We start from the raw sequence: 18,931 nt of genomic DNA on the forward strand, positions 1-18,931 counted from the left end.
TAGGTGCCGGACCGGTGCGGGCTGTCACCGAGCGGCCCGGGGTGATGACACCATGAGACCCGTGCAGCAGCGCAACCCAGTCCTGACCCCCGCGGTCCACGTCGCCCTGGCGACCGTGGCGCTGGGTGCCGTGCTGACCCTCGGCGCGGTGGCCGGACCCCGCCAGCTGGCCGCGGGCGTGCTGCTCCTGGGCCTGGTCGTGGCGTGGGGGTGGCCCGGGGCGCTGGGCCTGCCCAGCCGCGTCGGGACCTCCGTCGTCGTGGCGCTCGGCGCCGTCCTGCTGGTCGGCAGCGTCGTGCCCGGACTCGTCCGGCTCCGCGGACCGGAGGGCGGCCTGGGCTGGTTGCCGGCCGCGGTGAGCCTGAGCTTCCTGCTCGCCTTCGCCCACCAGCTGGTGCGCCGGGACGGGCGGCCCCGGGTGGTGGAGTCGGTCAGTTCCGTCGTGCTCGCCCTGGCCGTCGTCGCCGGGGGGAGTCTGCTGGTGCCCCTGGCTGGCACCCAGGTCGGCACCGACCTGGTGGTGTCCGCCCTGGCCGCGGCCGCGGCCTCGGCGGTGGCCGACATCACCGGGCGGTGGATGGCCTCGCGGGCCTGGCTGACGCCGCTGTCGATGGTGGCCGGTGGCGGGGCGGCCGTCGGGGCCGCGGTCCTGGTCGGCGCCGACGTTGCCTGGACAACCTGCCTGCTGCTGGGCGTTGCGGTCGGCGTCACCAGCCAGGCGGCGCGGGCGCTGCTGGCCGTGCTGCCGACCATGGCCGGCACCCGCCCACGGCTGGTCGCCGCCGCCGTGGCCCTCCTCGTGGCCGGGCCGCTGGTCTACACGGTCGCCCGGGTGCTGGTGCCCGCGGCGCTGCCGGCCTGAACGGGGGGCGTGACCGACCGGCCGGACCTCGCCTTGGCATACGCGCGACCGACAGGTCGGACCCTCGCCTCGGCATACGATGGTGCCGTGCCTTTCGAACTCGACCCGACCATGCACCCCGACCTCGCGCCGCTGGCCTGGCTGATCGGCCACTGGGAGGGCGCCGGCGTCGTGGGATACCCGACCATCGAGTCCCACAACTTCGGGCAGGAGGTCTCGGTCACCCACGACGGGCGACCCTTCCTGCGGTGGGAGTCCCAGTCCTGGCTGCTCGACGAGGAGGGCAACAAGGTCCGGCCCTCGGGCACCGAGCTGGGGTTCTGGCGGCCGCTGCCTGACAACGAGGTCGAGCTGCTGCTCACCCACCCGACCGGGATCGTGGAGATGTATGCCGGGACCACCAGCCCGGCCAAGATCGAGCTGAGGACCGACGGGGTGATGCGCAGCCCGCACGCCAAGGAGTACAACGCCGGCCACCGGCTCTACGGCTACGTCAACTCCAACCTGATGTGGGCGATGGACATGGCCGCCATGGGGCAGTCGATCACCAGCCACCTGTCGGCGGAGCTCAAGCGGGTCGGCTGACCCGGGCGCTCAGCCGCCGAAGCCGGACTTGGGGGAGACGTCGTCGACGTACTCGTCCATCGTGTCGTTCTGCAGGTGCTCGGCGAGCACCGCGAACTGGTCCTCGGCCGGCAGCACGATCGAGCCGGCGTAGGAGTCGTTGCCGATCCCGGTCCACGGGGCGGTGACGAAGTGGATGTCGCCGCCGCGCACGCCGCGCATGGCGAAGGCCAGGTCCCGCATGTCGCCGACCTCGAGGGCCTCGTCGACGACGAGGTTGGTGGTGGCCGCGTCCACGAAGTTCGCCAGGCGGGCCGGGTTCGTCAGCGTCGACCCGGAGAGCGCCTTGAGCATGATCGCCTTGATGAAGGCCTGCTGGCGCTGTCCGCGTGAGATGTCGCCCTGGCTGAGCGCGTAGCGCTCCCGGACGAACTTCAGCCCGGTCTCACCGTCCATGTGCGTGGTGCCCTCGGGGAAGTCGGGGCTGCCCTCGGCGACGTTCACGTCGACCCCGCCGATGGCGTCCGTCATCGCCTTGAAGCTCTCGAAGTTCACGATCGCCACGTGGTCGATCGGCACCCCGATCAGGGGCTGGACCGTCTCCACCAGGAGCGGGGCCCCGCCGAAGGCGTAGGAGGCGTTGAGCTTGTTCTTGCGCGAGTAGCCGGGGATCTCCACGAACAGGTCGCGGGGGAAGTGCACCAGGTGGACCGAGTCGCGGTCGTGGCTGATGTGGACCAGGACCATGACGTCGGAGCGCCCGCGTTCCTGGCTCAGGTCGCGGCTGTCCGAGCCGATCACCAGGAAGTTCAGCGCGTCGCCGGCGGCGTCGGACCGTGGCGGCGCGGAGGGGGTGACCATCTCCCCGTCCTCCCCCTCGAACGGCAGCATGGGGTCCGGGAGCAGCCGGTCGTGGCTGATGTTGGAGGAGACGGTGTGGTTCAGGAAGGCCACGTATGCCGCGACCGCCCCGATGCCCAGGAGCACCACGGTGACGAAACCGACGAGCAGGATCCGGAGGCCCCTGCGCCGCTTGCGGGGCGGCGCCGCACCCGCACCGGCCGCGTCGTAGCCTCCGTCGTCAGCCCTCTCGTCGAAGGGACCGTCGTCATAGGCCCCGTCGTCGTAACTGTCGTCGAGATACCCCTCGTCACCCCGCCCGCCGCCGTCGTAGCGGTCGTCTCGTCCTGCCATGCGCGGGAGTCTACGACCACTTCCCGGGGAATCTTCCACGTCGCGGCTGCCTTGACGCTGATGTGACTGTCGAAACGCCCGAGGACCCCAGGAACGCCAACGACCAGGCGGCCCCGGCCGCGCGGAGCCCGTTGCTGGACCGGCCCGGCGCCGTCGAGGCGGTCGGCGTCGACGCGGGGGTGGCTGCGCACTACGGCGACCCGCACCGCGAGCAGCGCCTGCTGGCCGAGGGGCTGGCCTGCGTGGACCTGTCCCACCGGGGGGTCGTCACCGTCACCGGGCCGGACCGTCTCTCCTGGTTGCACTCGCTGACCAGCCAGCACCTCACCGGGCTGCCGCCCCACCGGTCCACCGAGACGCTCATCCTCACGCCGAAGGGACACATCGAGCACGCCCTGCACGTCGTGGACGACGGGGAGACGACCTGGCTCGGCACCGAGCCGGGGGCGGCCCCGCAGGTCGTCGCGTGGTTGGACTCGATGCGCTTCATGCTCCGCGTCGAGGTCGCGGACCGCACGGTCGACTACGCCACCGTCGGCGAGCCGGTCCGCGCCGAGTCGGTCCCGGGTGAACCGATCGCCTGGGTCGACCCGTGGCCCGGGCCGGTGGGCGACACCGCGACCTACGGCCCCGAGGAGGACCACCCCGGCAGCGACCGCCCCTGGCGGGAGGTCCTGGTGCCCCGGTCCGAGCTCGAGGAGTTCGTCGGGGACCGCCCACTCGCCGGGACCTGGGCCGCCGAGGCCCTGCGGGTCCTCGCCTGGCGCCCCCGCGCCGGCGTCGACACCGACCACCGCACGATCGCCCACGAGGTGGACTGGCTGCGCACCGCGGTGCACCTGCACAAGGGCTGCTACCGCGGGCAGGAGACCATCGCCCGGGTGCACAACCTGGGCCGGCCGCCGCGCCGCCTGGTGTTCCTGCACCTGGACGGTTCCGGGCACGTGCTGCCGGAGGAAGGCGCCGACCTGACCCTGGCCGAGGGCGGCCGCGCCCTGGGGCGGGTCACCTCGGTCGCCCGCCACTACGAGGACGGGCCCATCGCGCTCGCGGTCATCAAGCGCAACACCGACCCCGCGGCAGTGCTCGCCAGCGGGAGCATCAGCGCGGCGCAGACGCTCGTCGTCCAGCCCTGAGTCGGTGCTGTCACGCACGGCGGGGATTCCTGCTAGCACCTGGCGGGTTCGCCAATCAGATAGGGGCACAGGCGATATCGCTGAATGTGATGGACGTCATAGCGCTCCTCGCTAGCCAGGATTTGCAATCTGCTAGCAGTTGCAAGCACACTAGGGGACATGAAGCAACTACCCGTTCCCGACCTGGGGGGCTACCTGCGCGAGCAGCGTGAGGCCGCCCAGCTGTCGCTGCGCCAGGCGGCCAAGGCCGCGGGGATCTCCAACCCCTACCTGTCGCAGATCGAGCGGGGTCTGCGCCGGCCCAGCGCCGAGATCCTGCAACAGCTGGCCAAGGGCCTGCGGATCTCCGCGGAGCAGTTGTACGTCCGGGCCGGCATCCTGGACGACTCTGCGGCCGGGGCTCCCGAGCCCGCGGACGTGACCGTCGCGATCCTGGCCGACCCGAGGCTCAACGACCGGCAGCGCCGGGCGCTCCTGGACGTCTACCACTCGTTCGTGGGGGATCCCGCGGACGAGCCGGAGGCCACCGACGCCCGGGACGCGACCGGCACCGACGGCTGACCCACCCAGACCACCCGACACACCACTAGCACCCAACCCGAAGGGAGCCCACCATGGCTACCAACCTCAAGACCATCCGCAACCAGGCCGAGAAGCGCGCCGGCGCCGTCACCACCGAGGTAACCGAGCGCGCCCAGGCGCTGACCTCCGAGGCCACCAAGCGCGCCTCCGACCTCACCCCCGTCTACGCCGTCGTCGGCCTGACCGACGCCGTCGTCGAGCGGGTCCGCGAGGCCGGCGAGGCCGTCGCCCACCTCAGCAAGTCGCTCACCCCCCAGGCCGTGACCGGCCAGGTCACCAAGGCCGCGAACGAGGTCACCAGCAAGGTCACCAAGTCCGCCGGCGAGGTCACCGCCGAGGTGCAGAACGCGCCCGCCGCGGCCGTGTCCGGGGTCACCGAGCGCCTGGGCAAGGTTCAGGAGGGCTACCAGGGCCTGGCCGACCGCGGTGAGGGCCTGGTCGGTCGCGTCCGCAAGCAGCAGGCCACCAAGGACCTGCTGGCCCAGGTCGACACCGCCGTGAAGCAGGGCAAGGCGCTGCTGACCACCACGCGCAAGGGTGTCTCCGAGACCCGGACCGCGGCCAAGGCCACCGTCACCTCCGGCCGCAAGCAGGCCGCCGAGGTTGCCTCCGAGGTCATCTCCGGTGAGACCAAGCCCGCCGCGAAGACCACCGCGCGCAAGGCGACCACCACGAAGACCACGGCGCGCAAGACTGCCGCCAAGAAGGCCCCGGTCGCCAAGACCAGCACCACCAAGACCAGCACCGCCAAGCCGGCTGCCAAGAAGGCCAGCACCACCAAGAGCACCACCAAGGCGAGCACCGCCAAGCCGGCCGCGAAGAAGGCCAGCTCCACCAAGGCCACCACGACCAAGGCGAGCACGGCCAAGCCGGCCGCGAAGAAGGCCAGCACCACCAAGGGCAGCGCCGCTCCGGCTGCGAAGGCGACCGGCACCACCCGGACCGCCGCGGACAACACCCAGGCCGCCGCCAAGCGGACCGTGACCACCGCCAGCAACCGCGCCGAGGACACCGCGACCGCCGCCCGCGCCGCGACCACCTCGGTCACCAAGGTCGCCGAGAAGGCCGTGGACGCCGTCGAGGCCACCGCCGCCAAGGTCGGCAACTGAGCCAACGCGGGACCGGCGCACTGAGCGCAGCACCGCACGGCGCGTGAGCGCCGTCCGCGCCTGACGGGGCGCCGTACCGTCCGGGAGACCGGGCCGTGCGGCGCCCCGTTAGGCTTTCCGGCTGTGACTACCCCCAGCCCGCTCCAGTCCGCGCCCGTCCTCGCCCACGTCGTCCGCTCCGGGTTCGTGGAGTCGGTGCACCACGGGGTGGTCGCCGGCACCGCCCCCGACGGGTCGGTGGAGCTGGCCCGCGGACCGGTCGACGTCCCGATCTTCCCCCGGTCGTCCAACAAGCCGATGCAGGCGGTCGGGATGCTGCGCAGCGGGCTGGACCTGGACGGGGAGCTGCTGGCCCTGGCCGCCGCCAGCCACTCCGGCGAGCCGTTCCACCTGGAGGGTGCCCAGCGCATCCTCGCGGGGGCCGGGCTGACCGAGGCCGACCTGCAGAACACCCCCGACCGGCCGATCGACGAGGCCGAACGCGAGCGGTGGATCGCCGAGGGCCGGGGGCCCACGTCCCTGGCGCAGAACTGCTCGGGCAAGCACTCGGCGATGCTGGCGACCTGCGTGGCCGCGGGGTGGGACACGGCGACCTACCGGGACCCGGAGCACCCGCTGCAGCAGGCCATCGGCGAGGCGCTCGCCGACCTGGCGGGTGAGGAGGTCGCGGCCACCGGGGTCGACGGGTGCGGGGCGCCGGTCATGGCGATCAGCACGGCCGGTCTGGCACGCGCGTTCGGCCGGCTGGCCGCCGCGGACGCCTCGACGCCGGAGGGGCGAGTCGCCGCCGCGATCCGCGACAACCCGCAGTGGCTCGGCGGCACCCACCGCGACGTGACCGCGCTCATCCGCGGGGTCCCCGGCCTGATCGCCAAGGACGGTGCCGAGGCCGTGTATGCCGTGGGCCTGCCCGACGGGCGCGGCCTGGCGGTGAAGATCACCGACGGCAACCAGCGGGCCCGCACCGTGGTCACCGCCGCCGCCCTGCGGCAGCTGGGCCTCACGGCATACGAGGTCCTCGCCGAGCTGGAGGCGTCGCCGGTGCTCGGGCACGGGGACCCGGTCGGCGCGGTCGTCGCCACCGGCATCTGAGGTGCGCGCCGTCCTGCAACGGGCCACCCGGGCCCGCGTCACGGTCGGTGACGAGACGGTCGGGCAGATCGACCGCCCCGGCCTGGTCGCGCTCGTCGCCGCCACCCACGACGACACCGCGAAGGACGTGGCCACGATGGCCCGCAAGATCGCCGACCTGCGGATCCTGCACGACGAGGCGTCGGTCGCCGACACCGGGGCGGCCGTGCTCGTGGTCAGCCAGTTCACCCTCTACGGCTCCACCCGCAAGGGGCGCCGCCCCTCCTGGGGTGCCGCCGCACCCGGCCCCGTTGCCGAACCCCTGGTGGACGCGGTCGTCGCGGACCTGCGCGGCCGCGGCCTGGAGGTCGCCACCGGCCGGTTTGGGGCGATGATGCAGGTGGAGCTGGTCAACGACGGGCCGTTCACCGTCATCGTGGACACCCGCGAAAGTTAGGCTGGTCCCATGGCGACGATCTTCGAGGTGCAGGGCTGGATCCAGCTGGTGCTGGGCGTGGCCGCCCTCGCCGTGCAGGTGTGGGCCCTGGTCGACGCGGCGATGACCCGGCCCGACGCCTTCGTCGCGACCGGCAAGCGGACCAAGCAGTTCTGGGTCGTCGTCACCGGGATCGCCGCGCTCATCGGGTTCGTCTTCTTCACCAACCCGTTCAACATCTTCAGCCTCATCGCGATCGTCGCCGCCGCGATCTACCTGACCGATGTGCGCCCGGCGGTCGCGCCGATCCGGGGCGGTCGCCGCGGCGGCGGGTCCTCGGGTCCCTACGGCCCCTGGTGAGCGCGCCGCGCACCCGGGTGGTGCCCGGCCCGACGGGGGGCCTCGAGGTCCTCAGCGCCGGACGGGGCGCACCGCACACGCTCTTCGCGCACGGGCTGGCCGGGTCCATCCCGACCACCCGCCCGTATGCCGCGAAGGTGCCCGGCACGCGCTCCTTCCTGCACTTCCGCGGGCACGGTGCCTCACCCGTCCCGGTCCCCGGCGCGCCCTGGCCGTATGCCGAGCTGGCGGCCGAGGTGGAGGCCGTGGCCGACGCGGTGGGCGCCACCCAGGCGCTCGGCATCAGCATGGGGGCGGGCTCGTTGTGCGCCGGGCTGGTGGAGCGGCCCGACCGGTTCGACCGGGTCGCGCTGGTGCTGCCCGCGGTGATCGACCGCCCGCGGCCCGAGGCGGCGACGGGCCGGTTCGCGGTGCTCGCCGACCTGGTGGAGTCCGGCGACGTGGAGGCGGCCGCCGCACACCTGCTGGAGGAGCAACCACCCGGCGTGCGGGCCGATCCCGCGGTGCGGGCCTGGTGCCGTGACCAGGCTGGCCGGTTGGTCGGGACCGACCTCGCCGACGGGCTGCGCTCCCTGCCGCACCAGGTCGCGGTGCCGGACCGAGAGGCGCTGCGACGGGTCACCGCCCCGGTGCTGGTCCTGGCCCAGGAGGACGACCTGGCACACCCGGTCGACGTGGCGGTCGAGCTGGCCGAGCTGTTCCCCGGGGCAAAGCTGCACGTCCTCGGACCGGGCGGCATCATGTGGGCGCACCGCGCCCGGGTGCGTGACCTGGTGGGGGAGTTCTTCACCCCGTAGCGCGCGGGGCGACCGCCGCCCAGTCCACGGTCAGCTCGCCCAACCGCCACCGGCGGGGTCCGTCCAGCACCGGCCAGCCCTGTCCGCGCAGGTCCCGGACCGCCGCCTGGAACCGTTGCCGGGCCCCGAACGAGGCGAGCGGCGCGGCGACCTCCCAGGCCCGGTCCAGTGCCCGCATCAGGTCGTGCACCCGCTCACCGGGGACGTTGCGGTGGATCAGCGCCTTGGGCAGCCGCTCGGCGATCACCGAGGGGTGGTCCAGCCCGGTCAGCCGCCAGGACAGGCTCAACGTCCGGGGCCGCGCCGCACCGTCGGCGTCCCGCCGGACGTCCACCCAGCTGCTGAGCCGGCCGATCTCGTCGCAGGTGCCCTCCACCAGGACCCCGCCGGGGGCCAGCGCCCCGCACACCCGGTCCCACGCCCCCGCGACCTCGTCCTCGTCGTACTGCCGCAGCACGTTGAACGCCCGCACCAGGACCGGGGCCCGCCCCTGCGGGACCGGCACCTCGAAGCCCCCGTGGGTGAACCGCACGGCGGGCGGATCGGCATACGGCTGGGCGGTGCGCACCCGCTCGGGGTCGATCTCGACCCCGACCACCTCGACGTCCGGGCGCACCGCCGCGAGGCGCCGGCGCAGCTCGAGCACGGTCACCGCCGACGCCCCGTAGCCGAGGTCGACCACGACCGGCGGTCCGGCGGACCCGCGCAGCACGGGCGCCAGGGAGTGCACCATCCAGCGGTCGACCCGGCGCAACCGGTTGGGATTGGTGGTGCCGCGGGTGACCGACCCCACCGGCCGACCCGGCTGCGCTCCGCGGGGACCACTCACCCGGACCACCTTACGTAAGGCGTGCGAGGATATCGGGAGTGAGGACGCAGCACGCACCCGACGCCGTGCGCGGCGCACAGACCGGCCGCGGGCCGCTGCGCCGCGTCGCGATGATCAGCGTCCACACCTCGCCCCTGGAGCGTCCCGGCACCGGCGACGCCGGCGGGCTCAACGTCTACGTCGTGGAGACCGCGCGACGGTTGGCCGCACGGGGCACCGAGGTCGAGATCTTCACCCGGGCCACCGACGGGGCGCTGCCGGAGACGGTGCGGATGGACGACCGGGTGCTGGTGCACCACGTGCCCGCCGGTCCGTTCGAGGGCCTGGGCAAGGACGACCTGCCGGGGCAGTTGTGCGCCTTCGCGGCCGGCATGATGCGGACGGCCGCGGCCCGGCCCGAGGGGTGGTACGACCTCGTGCACAGCCACTACTGGTTGTCCGGCCAGGTCGGCTGGTTGTGCGCCGACCGGTGGAACACCCCGCTGGTGCACACCATGCACACCATGGCGCGGGTCAAGAACGCCGGCCTGGCCGAGGGGGACTCCCCGGAGCCGATGGGCCGGGAGATCGGGGAGGCCCAGGTGGTGCAGGCCGCGAGCGTGCTGGTGGCCAACACCGACCAGGAGGCGCGCCAGCTCGTCGACCTCTACGACGCCGACCCGGCAAAGGTCCGGGTCGTCCAGCCGGGCGTGGACCTGCACACCTTCGCACCGGGCGACCAGGCCGCAGCGCGGCGCCGGGTGGGGCTGCCCGAGGACGCGCTGGTGGTCCAGTTCGTCGGCCGGATCCAGCCGCTGAAGGCCCCTGACGTGCTGCTGCGCGCCGCCGCCGAGCTGGTGCGAGCGTCCCCCGACCTGACCGAGCGCCTCGTCGTGCCGGTGCTGGGCGGGCCGTCCGGCAGCGGGCTGGCGCACCCGGAGTCCCTGCAACAGCTCGCCGACGAACTGGGGATGACCGAGCGGGTGCGGTTCGTGCCGCCGGTGAGCCGCGCCGAGCTCGCCGACTGGTACCGCGCCGCCGACCTGGTGGCAGTGCCCTCGCACAACGAGTCCTTCGGCCTGGTGGCCGTGGAGTCGCTGGCCAGCGGCACCCCGGTCGTGGCCGCCCGGGTCGGCGGCCTGCCGGTCGCGGTCGGCGACGGAGGCGTCCTGGTGGACGGGCACGACCCGGTCCGGTGGGCCGCCGAGCTGGGCAGGTTGCTGGCCGATCCCGGCCTGCGCCAGCAGTTGTCCGCCCGGGCTGTGGTGCACGCCAAGTCCTTCAGCTGGGAGCACACCGTGGACCAGCTGGAGGAGGTCTACGCGCGGGCCTGCCGGGGTGGCGAGCCCTCCTCGATCGACGGAGCGTCGGCCCTGCAGGGCATCCCCGCGGCTGTGGTCCCGTGACCGCCCCGGGCCCGGACGCCGCCCCGGACGCCGCCGAGCGCGTCGTCACCGCCATCCGGGAGTATGCGCGGGCCGCCGAGCTGGAGTGCGAGGACGGCACCCGCGACGGCGAGCTGGTGCTGACCCTGCCCGGCGAGCGCAAGCTCAAGACGGTGACCTCCCTCGTGGTCGGCGAGGACCGGTTGAGCGTGCGCGCCTTCGTGGTGCGCAACCCGGACGAGAACCATGAAAAGGTCTACCGCTACCTGTTGCGGCGCAACCTGCGGCTGCCCGGCCTGGCCTACGCGATCGACCGCTCCGGCGACGTCTTCCTCACCGGCCAGGTGCCCCTCGCCGGCATCGACGAGGACTACCTCGACCACCTGTTCGGCGCCGTCCTGACCGCCTGCGACGAACCGTTCAACGAGCTGCTGGTCCTGGGCTTCCTGACCTCGATGCGCCGCGAATGGGCCTGGCGCGTCGACCGCGGGGAGTCCACCGCCAACCTGGAGGCCTTCCGGCACCTCCTGGAGAACCCCCCCGACCCCTCCTGACCGCCCGACGTCGCGCGGTCGCGGCTGCAGGATTATCGGGACGCTCCTATGGACCGTCAAGGCCTGATCGGGCCTGCTTCGAGCAGGCGGTAGAGATCGCGAGCGATGTAGCGCTTGAGGCAGCGTGTGATTTCGCGGTTGGTCTTGCCCTCGGCGGTGCGACGGGTGACGTATTCGCGGGTGGTTTGGTCGTAGTGGATGCGGGAGAGCGCGATGGTGTGCAGTGCCCGGTTGAGCTGTCGGTCGCCGTACCGGTTGAGGCGGTGTCGGGTGGTGACCTGGCCGCTGTTGGCCGGGATCGGGGCTACGCCGGCGAGCATCGCGAAGGCGGCCTCGGAGTGGATCCGGCCTGGGTGGGACCAGGCGCACAGCACGGTCGCGGCCACGATCGGCCCGACACCGGGCTGGGCCAGGACGTCGGGGCGCCAGGCCAGCACGATCGCCCGGATGGCGTTCTCGTGCTCGGCGGCCTCCTTCGACAGGGCACGTGCCCGCCGGGCCAGGGCGCGCAAGGTCCTGACGGTCGTAGTGGTCTCCAGGTCCCACGTGGAGTTCAGACGCATTTTCGCCGCGGTCCTGATCATCGCCGGGACCTTCTGGCCGCGGAACCGCTCGCGGATCGGCTCGGGCGCGGCGATGAGGAGGCTGAACAGCTGGCGTTGGGCGTCGGTGGAGGCGTTGACTGCGGACCGGCGCGCGGCCAGCAGCACCGAGAGCGCCTGGCGGTCCCCGCCACTGCGCGGGGTGCCGAGCTTCGCGCGGGACAGTGCTTCGCGGGCGGCGCGGATCGCGTCGAGCGGGTCGGACTTGGCGCCGTTACGTCGCTTAGCGCGTTCGGGACGGTCGAGCTCGACCACGACCTCCTGGTTGCGCTCGAGGTGCCGGGTCAGGCCGGCGCCGTGCCCGCCGGTGCCTTCGATCGCCCACGCCCGCAGTGCTGCGTGCTCGTTAGCGAACTCCACCAGTCGGGCATAGCCGTCGGTCGTGGCTTCGACGGTGATCTCCTCAAGCACACCGCCGGTCCGCGCGTCGACCACGGCCGCTGAGTGAGTCTGGACGTGGGTGTCGACGCCGATGACGGTATCGACGACGTCACGTAGATCGGTCACACTGGTCATGCGTTCTCTCCTTGCCTGGGAGCGGATGTGGTTCCGGTCCGGGGCGGAGACTCGGCAGGACTGTGATGAGACACGACCGGTGCGTGAACACCGGACGGTCAAGCTCCTGATCAGGCCAACTGCTCCGACCGGGCCGGGGCCGGCAACCCCAAGCGGACAAGTCCCGAGAAAGGCACAAAGCCAGTCACCCGAAGGGTCACACTCACGGTCACCGACCAACAGCCCAGCACCATCAGGGCTGCAAAGGGAATCCTCACAGTCACCCGATAATCCTGTGCTTCGTAGCAGAACCTTCCCGGGACGAAGCGCCAGGTTCCGGGGTGGAGCGCCCGGCCACCGGGCCGGACGACCGAGTCCTCCGTATGCCGTGCCGCTGCCGCTCTCGCGGCCGGGAGGGCACTACCCACCGGGCGGATAGGTCACGACGCCGTCCGGGTCCACGTGGGGCGTCGCGCCCCAGGCGCCGAGTTCGTGTCGGCGCGGGGGAGCCGTGGTGCTCAGGTGCCACACGGTCCAGCCGCGGGCGACGAGGGTGTTCGAGATGAGCAGCCGGTGACAGCGCCACGGCATGGGTTCGCCGCACATGATGGCGACCCGGTGCTCCCGGGCCAGCTCGCCCAGCGCGGCCACGCCGGCCTCGTAGGCCGGGGTCAGCGTGTAGTCGGCGTAGTTCTTGAAGCTCTGGTTCTGCCACCCGTCGTTGGCGCCGGCTGGGGCGTCCGGTTGTCGGGGTCGGCGGCCCGCCAGCTCCGTCAGGTGCCGGTAGCCGATGCCCTCGGCAGTCAGCCAGTCCGGCATGGCGTCGACGCCGAACTGGGGGCTGCGCCGCGACCCCGGCTGGGCGCGCACGTCCACCAACTGGTCGACCTCCGCGCCGTGCAGGGTCCCCAGGAAGACGTCCTGGGGACAGACCCAGTGGCCGATGGTCCAGAGCTCGCGGGCCAAAAGTGCCGACCTCCTCGTGGCGGGCCCCCGCGGGGAGGCCCGTGCCGGACGTCAGCCCGCGGGCTCGACCAGGCTGGGCCGGTAGTCGTCCGGGACCTGCAGGCCCAGCAGGGTCAGCAGGGTGGCCGCCAGGTTGCTCAGCCCGGGGGCCTCCACGCCCTCGACGGCCCGCCAGTCCTGCCCGGAGTAGTCGACGACGTGCAGCGGCACCAGGTTGGTGGAGTGCGCGGTCTTCCACAACGGCCGGCCGTCGTCGTCGGTGCGCGGGGCACCGGACTTGTCGCGTTCGACCATGTCCTCGCTGTTGCCGTGGTCGGCGGTGACGACGAGGCAGCCTCCGGCGGCCTTCACCTGACGGGCCAGCCGGCCGATCGCCAGGTCGACCGCCTCGACCGCGATGACCGTGGACTCGAAGTTGCCGGTGTGGCCGACCATGTCGCCGCCGGCCAGGTTGGAGCGCAGGAAGGTGTAGCCGCCCTCCTGCAGCGCCTCGATGACGTAGTCGACGGTCTCGGCCGACTTCATCCACGGCCGCTGGTCGAACTCCACCTGGTCGGAGGGGATGTCGATGTAGGTCTCGGTGGCCGGGTCGAACGGGTCGGAGCGGTTGCCGTTCCAGAAGTAGGTCATATGGCCGTACTTCTGGGTCTCCGACGCGGCCAGCTGGCGCAACCCGGCCCGAGCGATCACCTCGCTCACCGTGTCCTCGATGAGCGGCGGCTGGACCAGCCGGACCGGCGGCATGTTGGTGTCGCCGTCGTAGAGGGTCATGCCGGCGAAGAGGACGTCGGGCCAGTCGCCCCGGTCGAAGCCGGTGAAGCCGTCGCCCTCCACGAAGGCGCGGGTCAGCTCGATCGCCCGGTCCCCGCGGAAGTTGAAGATGACCACGGCGTCGCCGTCCCGCACCGGGCCGACCGCTTCGCCGTCCCCGTCGACCACGGTGAACGCACCGAGCAACTGGTCGCTGATGCCCGGGGTCTCCTCGCGCATCGTGGTGATCGCCTCGTCGGCCGACCCGAACGGCCGGGCGGTGCCCTGCACGTGGGCCTTCCAGCCCTGCTCCACGACACCCCAGTTCGCCTCGTAGCGGTCCATCGTGGTGACCATGCGGCCGCCCCCGGACGCGATCCGCCAGTCCAGGTCGGTGCCCTCGGTGAGCTCGGCGAGCTTGGCCTCCAGGTCGGCGACGTAGCGGTGGGCCGTGCGGTCCTCCACGTCGCGACCGTCGAACAGGCCGTGTACCCGCAGCCGGCTCACGCCGTCGGCCTTCGCGTGCTCCAGGAGCAGCACCAGGTGCTCCCACGAGGAGTGCACGTTGCCGTCGCTGAGCAGCCCGATCAGGTGCAGCTGGGCCCCGTCCTGGCTGGCCTGTGCGACCACGTCGCGCCAGGCACCCTCCCAGATCTCGCCGTTGGTGACGGCGTCGTCGACCCGCTTGGCCCCCTGCGGGATGATCCGCCCGGCGCCCATCGTGTTGTGCCCGACCTCGGAGTTGCCCATGTCGCTGTCGCTGGACAGGCCGACGTGGGTGCCGGACCCGAAGATCTCGCGGTAGACCCCCTCCTCGCGCAGACCGTCCAGGGTCGGGGTGCGGGCGGTGTGCACCGCGTCGTACTCGTCGCCGGTGCCGACCCCGACACCGTCCATCACCACGAGCACGACGGGGCGGCCACTGGCGGCCTCGGCATTCGTCACGGTCATCCTCCGTCGCTCAGGGGGTCTCGAACTTGTAGCCCAGTCCCCGCACCGTGACGATGTGGGTCGGGTTGGCCGGGTCCGGCTCGATCTTGGAGCGCAGCCGCTTGACGTGCACGTCCAGGGTCTTGGTGTCGCCGACGTAGTCGCTGCCCCACACCCGGTCGATGAGCTGACCGCGGGTGAGCACCCGGCCGGCGTTGCGCAGCAGCATCTCCAGCAGCTCGAACTCCTTGAGCGGCAGCGCCAGGTTGGTGCCGTTGACGGTGACCGTATGCCGTTCCACGTCCATCCGCACGGGCCCGGCCTCGACGGTGGTCGGCAGCAGGTCCTCCGGCTCGCTGAGCCGGCGCAGGACGGCCTTGATCCGGGCCAGCAGCTCCCGGCCGGAGTAGGGCTTGGTGACGTAGTCGTCGGCGCCGATCTCCAGGCCGACCACCTTGTCCACCTCGCTGTCCTTGGCGGTGAGCATGATGACCGGCACGCTGGAGCGTTGCCGCAGCGCACGGCATACGTCCACCCCGGACAGCCCCGGCAGCATCAGGTCGAGCAGCACCAGGTCGGCCCCGCTGCGGTCGAACTCGGCCAGCGCGTCGGGCCCGGTGGCGGCGACGGCCACCTCGTAGCCCTCCTTGCTCAGCATGTAGGACAACGGGTCGGAGAAGGACTCTTCGTCCTCCACGACCAGGATGCGGGTCATCGGATTACCTCTCGTCCGGTGGAAGCCGATTCGGACCCTACCCGTCCGGGTCCGGCGGTGGGCAGGGGGACCGATCCGTCGCCGGCGTCGGAGTGCTCGGCCACCCGTGCGACGTCGGACCGGCCGAGCGTGGGCAGCACGGGCCGCTGCGACTCCGGTGGGGCCTTGGCCCCCGCCGCCCGGTGGTCCTCGACGGCGGGCAACCGGATGGTGAAGGTGGAGCCGTGCCCCTCCTTGCTCCACACCACGACGTCCCCGCCGTGGTTGGCGCAGATGTGCTTCACGATCGACAGGCCGAGGCCGGTGCCGCCGGTGGAGCGGGAGCGGGCGGCGTCCACCCGGTAGAAGCGCTCGAAGATGCGTTCCTGGTCCTCCCGGGAGATCCCGGTGCCCTGGTCGCTGACCCCGACCTCGACGATCCCGTCCGGCGCCCGGCGGACCACGACGGTGACCCGGGTGCGGTCGTCGGAGTAGTTGATCGCGTTGGCGACCAGGTTGCGGATCGCGGTGACCAGGAGCTCCTTGTCTCCGTAGACCCGAAGGTCCCCATCGCCGTCGGCGGCGGACAGCGTGATCGTGCGGCTCTGGGCGACCAGGCGGGTCTGCTCGACCGCGAGCCGGGCGCACTCGGGCACGTCGACCACCACCATCTGCTGGTCCTTGTCCGGAGCCTGGAGCCGGGAGAGTTCGACGATCTCCTGGACCAGGTGGGACAACCGGGTCGTCTCGGACTTCATCCGGCCGGCGAACCGGGTGACGGCCACCGGGTCGTCCGCGGCGTCCTCGATCGCCTCGGCCAGCAGGGCGATCCCGCCGACCGGGGTCTTCAGCTCGTGGCTGACGTTGACCACGAAGTCGCGGCGCACCTCCTCGACCCGGTGCGCCTGGGTGCGGTCGTCGACCAGGATCAGGAGCAGGCCGCCGGACAGCGGGGCGACCCGGATGCTGACGACCAGACGTCCGTGACCGAGCGGCCCGCGGGGCAGCTCCAGCTCGGTCTCCCGGATGACGCCGTCGCCGGCGACCTGCCGCACCAGCTCGCGCAGCTCGGGGTGGCGCAGGTCCTCCCCGCGGACCAGGCCCAGGGAGACCGCCGACGAGCTCGACTTGAGCACCCGTCCGCCCGCCCCCTCGAGGACCACCGCCCCCGACCGCAGCACGGCCAGCACGTCGGCGACGCCGGGGGAGACCGCGGGCGGGGTGGCCTCCGCATCGTCACCCAGGTCCCGGCTGCGTTCGGAGACCCGCACCAGCACGAGGGCGAGGGCACCGAGCAACAGCCCGGCGGTCACGCCGAGTGCGGCGGCGGTGAGGGGTGTCACGGTTCCAGACTACGGTGGCGACCAGGGCCGAACGTCCTCCGCGCGCGGTTTTCGCGGGAGCGGCCGACAGTGTTCACCTGGCGGCCGTATGGCGTTCACCGCCCGCTGACAGCCTGCTTGCCGGACACCACCCGAGAGGAGCCCCATGCGCAAGGCATTCGACGAGGAACTGCAGTTCATCTCCGACCAGTTGGTCGAGATGACCCGGTTGGCCGCGTCGGCGCTGACCCGGGCGACCCAGGCGCTGCTGGACGCGGACCTGGAGCTCGCCGAGAGCGTGATCACCGCCGACGAGCACATCGACGAGGTGCGCCGCCAGCTGGACCTGCGGGCGATCGACACGCTGGCCCGCCAGCAGCCGGTCGCGACCGACCTGCGGATCCTGGTGACCTCGATGCGGATGAGCTCGGACCTGGAGCGGATGGGGGACCTGGCCCGGCACATCGCCAAGCTGACCCGGTTGCGCTACCCGAACTCGGTCGTGCCGCCCTCGCTGCGCTCGACGTTCACCGAGATGTCGCAGGTGGCCATCCGGATGACCGCCAAGACGGGGCAGATCCTGGCCACTTCCAACCCCGCCGGCGCGGCCGAGCTGCACCGGGACGACGACACGATCGACGAGCTGCACCGGCAGGTGTTCGCCGAGTTGTTGTCGGAGAACTGGGAGCACGGCGTGGAGGCGGCGATCGATGCCACGCTGCTGAGCCGCTACGTCGAGCGGTTCGCCGACCACGCGGTGTCGGTGGCCGAGCGGGTGGTCTACCTGGTCACCGGCACGTATGACGGGGAGGACGAGCTGGACGACCGGCTCGACGCGCGCACCGCGCGGAGCGCGAGCAGCACCGCGCCGGTCAGGGCTCCCCGGGACGGGGAACTGAGCCGCCGCTGACGGGGGAGAGGGCGCGCCGCCGGGGTAGGGGGGGTAGGTCAGGTACCGACCCCGGGCCCAGCCCTCGGAGGTGCTCGCTCAGTCCTCGGAGGTGCTCTCCGCCTGGTCGGCGCCGTCCTGGGCGTACGGGCCCTCAGGGGTCAGGATCGGCACCGAGGCGGACTCGGCGGAGCCACCGTCCACGACCACCCGGAGGGTGGTGTAGGAGCCGGGCTCCCCGGGCACCTGGGGAATCGTCATCGGCTCGCCGGGCTCGCCGGTGGTCTGGCCGTCCAGGCGCACGGCCTGGCCCGGCCCGATCTCCAGCGTGGGGGCCAGGTCCGTCGGGCCCTCACCCAGTTGCAGTGTGACGCTGACGGGTTCGGATCCCTTGTTGGCCACCAGGCCGGTGACCGTGCCCTCGGAGCCGGCCGCGTCGCCGAGCACGATGAGGTCGCGCACGACCACGTCGTCGACGTAGACCGAGACGCCGTCGGCGGGCTCGTAGTCCAGGTCGGTCGTCAGCGGGGAGGCCAGCTGGCACGCGGCCAGGGCAGGGGCGGCCGCCAGGGCCAGCGCGGCGGCCGCGGTGCGTCCCGGGCCGGTGCTCAGCAGTCCACGTCGAGTCCTCACGGGGCCAGCCTACCGCCCACGCGCGGGAGGGGCGGTAGGTGTCCCGCGAGCCCCGGGACGAGTGCCTCACCGGGGGCCGGCAGGACCGTCGCGGAGCCTCGCGCCACTCCTCCCTCGCGGCGTGGGAAACCCGCTCGATAGGCGACGGATGCGCCCGGGCACGCGCGGCGACATACCTGCCCTTTCCGACCCTGTCAAGCCCCTCTTAAGGCCCTGACCAGCGAAAATGTCACCGCTGTCATTTAGTGATCCACGCCACGCGTGGTATCCTTGAAGTCCGCGAAAGGGGCTCACTGAAGATGACGTTCAAGGTCGGCGAGACTGTTGTGTACCCGCACCACGGGGCCGCACTTATCGAAGAAATGAAGACGCGCACGATCAAGGGTGAGGAGAAGCTCTACCTCAAGCTCAAGGTAGCCCAGGGGGACCTCACGATCGAGGTTCCAGCCGAGAACTGCGACCTGGTCGGCGTGCGTGACGTCGTCGGCAAGGAGGGTCTGGACAAGGTGTTCGAGGTGCTGCGCGCCGAGCACACCGAGGAGCCGACCAACTGGTCCCGCCGCTACAAGGCGAACCTGGAGAAACTGGCCTCCGGCGATGTCGTCAAGGTGGCCGAGGTCGTGCGCGACCTCTGGCGCCGGGACAAGGACCGTGGGCTGTCGACCGGCGAGAAGCGGCTGCTGAACAAGGCCCGCCAGATCCTGGTCTCCGAGCTGGCCCTGGCCGAGAAGACCAACGAGGACAAGGCCGAGGCGACGCTCGACGAGGTCCTGGCCTCCTGAACGTCGGGGT

At 72.4% G+C, this 18,931-nt stretch carries 21 protein-coding genes; 13 read left to right on the forward strand and 8 right to left on the reverse strand.

The window, feature by feature from the left end; genetic code table 11:
• Nucleotides 1-52 precede the first annotated feature (52 nt).
• Both FB467_RS04530 and FB467_RS04535 read left to right on the forward strand, forming a co-directional pair.
• A complete protein-coding gene (locus FB467_RS04530) occupies nucleotides 53-862 on the forward strand; it encodes a hypothetical protein (protein WP_141784034.1) in 810 nt (269 codons plus the stop codon).
• A gap of 87 nt (nucleotides 863-949) precedes the next feature.
• Nucleotides 950-1,447, forward strand: a complete 498-nt coding sequence (locus FB467_RS04535; protein ID WP_141784035.1) for a heme-binding beta-barrel domain-containing protein — start codon at nucleotides 950-952, stop codon at nucleotides 1,445-1,447.
• A 9-nt stretch (nucleotides 1,448-1,456) separates the two neighbouring features.
• Here the strand turns inward: FB467_RS04535 and FB467_RS04540 are convergent, their stop codons facing one another.
• Nucleotides 1,457-2,620: an LCP family protein gene (locus FB467_RS04540; RefSeq protein ID WP_141784036.1), complete on the reverse strand. Its 1,164-nt coding sequence runs from the start codon at nucleotides 2,618-2,620 to the stop codon at nucleotides 1,457-1,459.
• A gap of 131 nt (nucleotides 2,621-2,751) precedes the next feature.
• Here FB467_RS04540 and ygfZ point away from each other — a divergent pair, with 131 nt between their 5' ends.
• The 7 genes from ygfZ (at nucleotide 2,752) to FB467_RS04575 (ending at nucleotide 8,111) form a co-directional block, all read left to right on the forward strand.
• Complete coding sequence (gene ygfZ / locus FB467_RS04545; RefSeq protein WP_228393230.1) at nucleotides 2,752-3,756, forward strand: CAF17-like 4Fe-4S cluster assembly/insertion protein YgfZ; 1,005 nt, start codon at nucleotides 2,752-2,754, stop codon at nucleotides 3,754-3,756.
• 159 nt (nucleotides 3,757-3,915) lie between these two features.
• A complete protein-coding gene (locus tag FB467_RS04550; RefSeq protein ID WP_141784038.1) occupies nucleotides 3,916-4,317 on the forward strand; it encodes a helix-turn-helix domain-containing protein in 402 nt (133 codons plus the stop codon).
• A 53-nt stretch (nucleotides 4,318-4,370) separates the two neighbouring features.
• Entirely contained in the window at nucleotides 4,371-5,447 is a 1,077-nt protein-coding gene (locus FB467_RS04555; protein WP_141784039.1) for a hypothetical protein, read from the forward strand.
• A 123-nt stretch (nucleotides 5,448-5,570) separates the two neighbouring features.
• The gene (locus FB467_RS04560; RefSeq protein WP_141784040.1) at nucleotides 5,571-6,539 is read left to right on the forward strand and encodes an asparaginase; all 969 of its coding nucleotides are present in this window, start codon (nucleotides 5,571-5,573) and stop codon (nucleotides 6,537-6,539) included.
• A gap of 1 nt (nucleotide 6,540) precedes the next feature.
• The gene (gene dtd, locus FB467_RS04565; RefSeq protein ID WP_141784041.1) at nucleotides 6,541-6,975 is read left to right on the forward strand and encodes a D-aminoacyl-tRNA deacylase; all 435 of its coding nucleotides are present in this window, start codon (nucleotides 6,541-6,543) and stop codon (nucleotides 6,973-6,975) included.
• A gap of 9 nt (nucleotides 6,976-6,984) precedes the next feature.
• Nucleotides 6,985-7,314, forward strand: a complete 330-nt coding sequence (locus FB467_RS04570) for a DUF2516 family protein (protein ID WP_141784042.1) — start codon at nucleotides 6,985-6,987, stop codon at nucleotides 7,312-7,314.
• On the forward strand, nucleotides 7,311-8,111 hold the full coding sequence (locus tag FB467_RS04575) for an alpha/beta fold hydrolase (RefSeq protein WP_228393222.1): 801 nt from the start codon (nucleotides 7,311-7,313) through the stop codon (nucleotides 8,109-8,111). The genes FB467_RS04570 and FB467_RS04575 overlap by 4 nt, the downstream gene beginning before the upstream one ends.
• Here FB467_RS04575 and FB467_RS04580 read toward each other — a convergent pair.
• On the reverse strand, nucleotides 8,101-8,940 hold the full coding sequence (locus FB467_RS04580; RefSeq protein WP_141784043.1) for a class I SAM-dependent methyltransferase: 840 nt from the start codon (nucleotides 8,938-8,940) through the stop codon (nucleotides 8,101-8,103). The two genes, FB467_RS04575 and FB467_RS04580, sit on opposite strands and share 11 nt — an antisense overlap.
• Nucleotides 8,941-9,050: 110 nt before the next feature.
• On the opposite strand from FB467_RS04580, the gene mshA reads away from it, so the two are divergent.
• Nucleotides 9,051-10,325: a D-inositol-3-phosphate glycosyltransferase gene (gene mshA / locus FB467_RS04585; RefSeq protein ID WP_141786469.1), complete on the forward strand. Its 1,275-nt coding sequence runs from the start codon at nucleotides 9,051-9,053 to the stop codon at nucleotides 10,323-10,325.
• Complete coding sequence (locus FB467_RS04590; protein ID WP_141784044.1) at nucleotides 10,322-10,858, forward strand: type III secretion system chaperone family protein; 537 nt, start codon at nucleotides 10,322-10,324, stop codon at nucleotides 10,856-10,858. The genes mshA and FB467_RS04590 overlap by 4 nt, the downstream gene beginning before the upstream one ends.
• A gap of 56 nt (nucleotides 10,859-10,914) precedes the next feature.
• On the opposite strand, the gene FB467_RS04595 is transcribed toward FB467_RS04590, so the two are convergent.
• The 5 genes from FB467_RS04595 to FB467_RS04615 all read right to left on the reverse strand — a co-directional run bounded on the left by FB467_RS04595 (nucleotide 10,915) and on the right by FB467_RS04615 (nucleotide 16,638).
• Entirely contained in the window at nucleotides 10,915-11,976 is a 1,062-nt protein-coding gene (locus tag FB467_RS04595) for an IS110 family RNA-guided transposase (RefSeq protein WP_170230512.1), read from the reverse strand.
• Nucleotides 11,977-12,375: 399 nt separating this feature from the next.
• Nucleotides 12,376-12,921: a DUF488 domain-containing protein gene (locus FB467_RS04600; protein ID WP_141784045.1), complete on the reverse strand. Its 546-nt coding sequence runs from the start codon at nucleotides 12,919-12,921 to the stop codon at nucleotides 12,376-12,378.
• 51 nt (nucleotides 12,922-12,972) lie between these two features.
• On the reverse strand, nucleotides 12,973-14,616 hold the full coding sequence (gene gpmI / locus FB467_RS04605) for a 2,3-bisphosphoglycerate-independent phosphoglycerate mutase (RefSeq protein ID WP_211350554.1): 1,644 nt from the start codon (nucleotides 14,614-14,616) through the stop codon (nucleotides 12,973-12,975).
• Between the two features lie 16 nt (nucleotides 14,617-14,632).
• On the reverse strand, nucleotides 14,633-15,316 hold the full coding sequence (locus FB467_RS04610) for a response regulator transcription factor (RefSeq protein WP_141784047.1): 684 nt from the start codon (nucleotides 15,314-15,316) through the stop codon (nucleotides 14,633-14,635).
• Complete coding sequence (locus FB467_RS04615; protein ID WP_141784048.1) at nucleotides 15,313-16,638, reverse strand: sensor histidine kinase; 1,326 nt, start codon at nucleotides 16,636-16,638, stop codon at nucleotides 15,313-15,315. Before FB467_RS04615 ends, FB467_RS04610 begins: the two co-directional genes overlap by 4 nt.
• A gap of 145 nt (nucleotides 16,639-16,783) precedes the next feature.
• Here FB467_RS04615 and phoU point away from each other — a divergent pair, with 145 nt between their 5' ends.
• Nucleotides 16,784-17,527, forward strand: a complete 744-nt coding sequence (gene phoU, locus FB467_RS04620) for a phosphate signaling complex protein PhoU (protein WP_141784049.1) — start codon at nucleotides 16,784-16,786, stop codon at nucleotides 17,525-17,527.
• A gap of 78 nt (nucleotides 17,528-17,605) precedes the next feature.
• Here phoU and FB467_RS04625 read toward each other — a convergent pair whose 3' ends face one another.
• Nucleotides 17,606-18,139, reverse strand: a complete 534-nt coding sequence (locus FB467_RS04625; RefSeq protein WP_141784050.1) for a hypothetical protein — start codon at nucleotides 18,137-18,139, stop codon at nucleotides 17,606-17,608.
• Between the two features lie 299 nt (nucleotides 18,140-18,438).
• Here FB467_RS04625 and FB467_RS04630 point away from each other — a divergent pair, with 299 nt between their 5' ends.
• The gene (locus FB467_RS04630; protein ID WP_141784051.1) at nucleotides 18,439-18,921 is read left to right on the forward strand and encodes a CarD family transcriptional regulator; all 483 of its coding nucleotides are present in this window, start codon (nucleotides 18,439-18,441) and stop codon (nucleotides 18,919-18,921) included.
• Nucleotides 18,922-18,931: the final 10 nt, after the last annotated feature.

The sequence above is a fragment of the Ornithinicoccus hortensis genome (genome assembly GCF_006716185.1).
Taxonomy (GTDB): Bacteria; Actinomycetota; Actinomycetes; order Actinomycetales; family Dermatophilaceae; genus Ornithinicoccus; species Ornithinicoccus hortensis.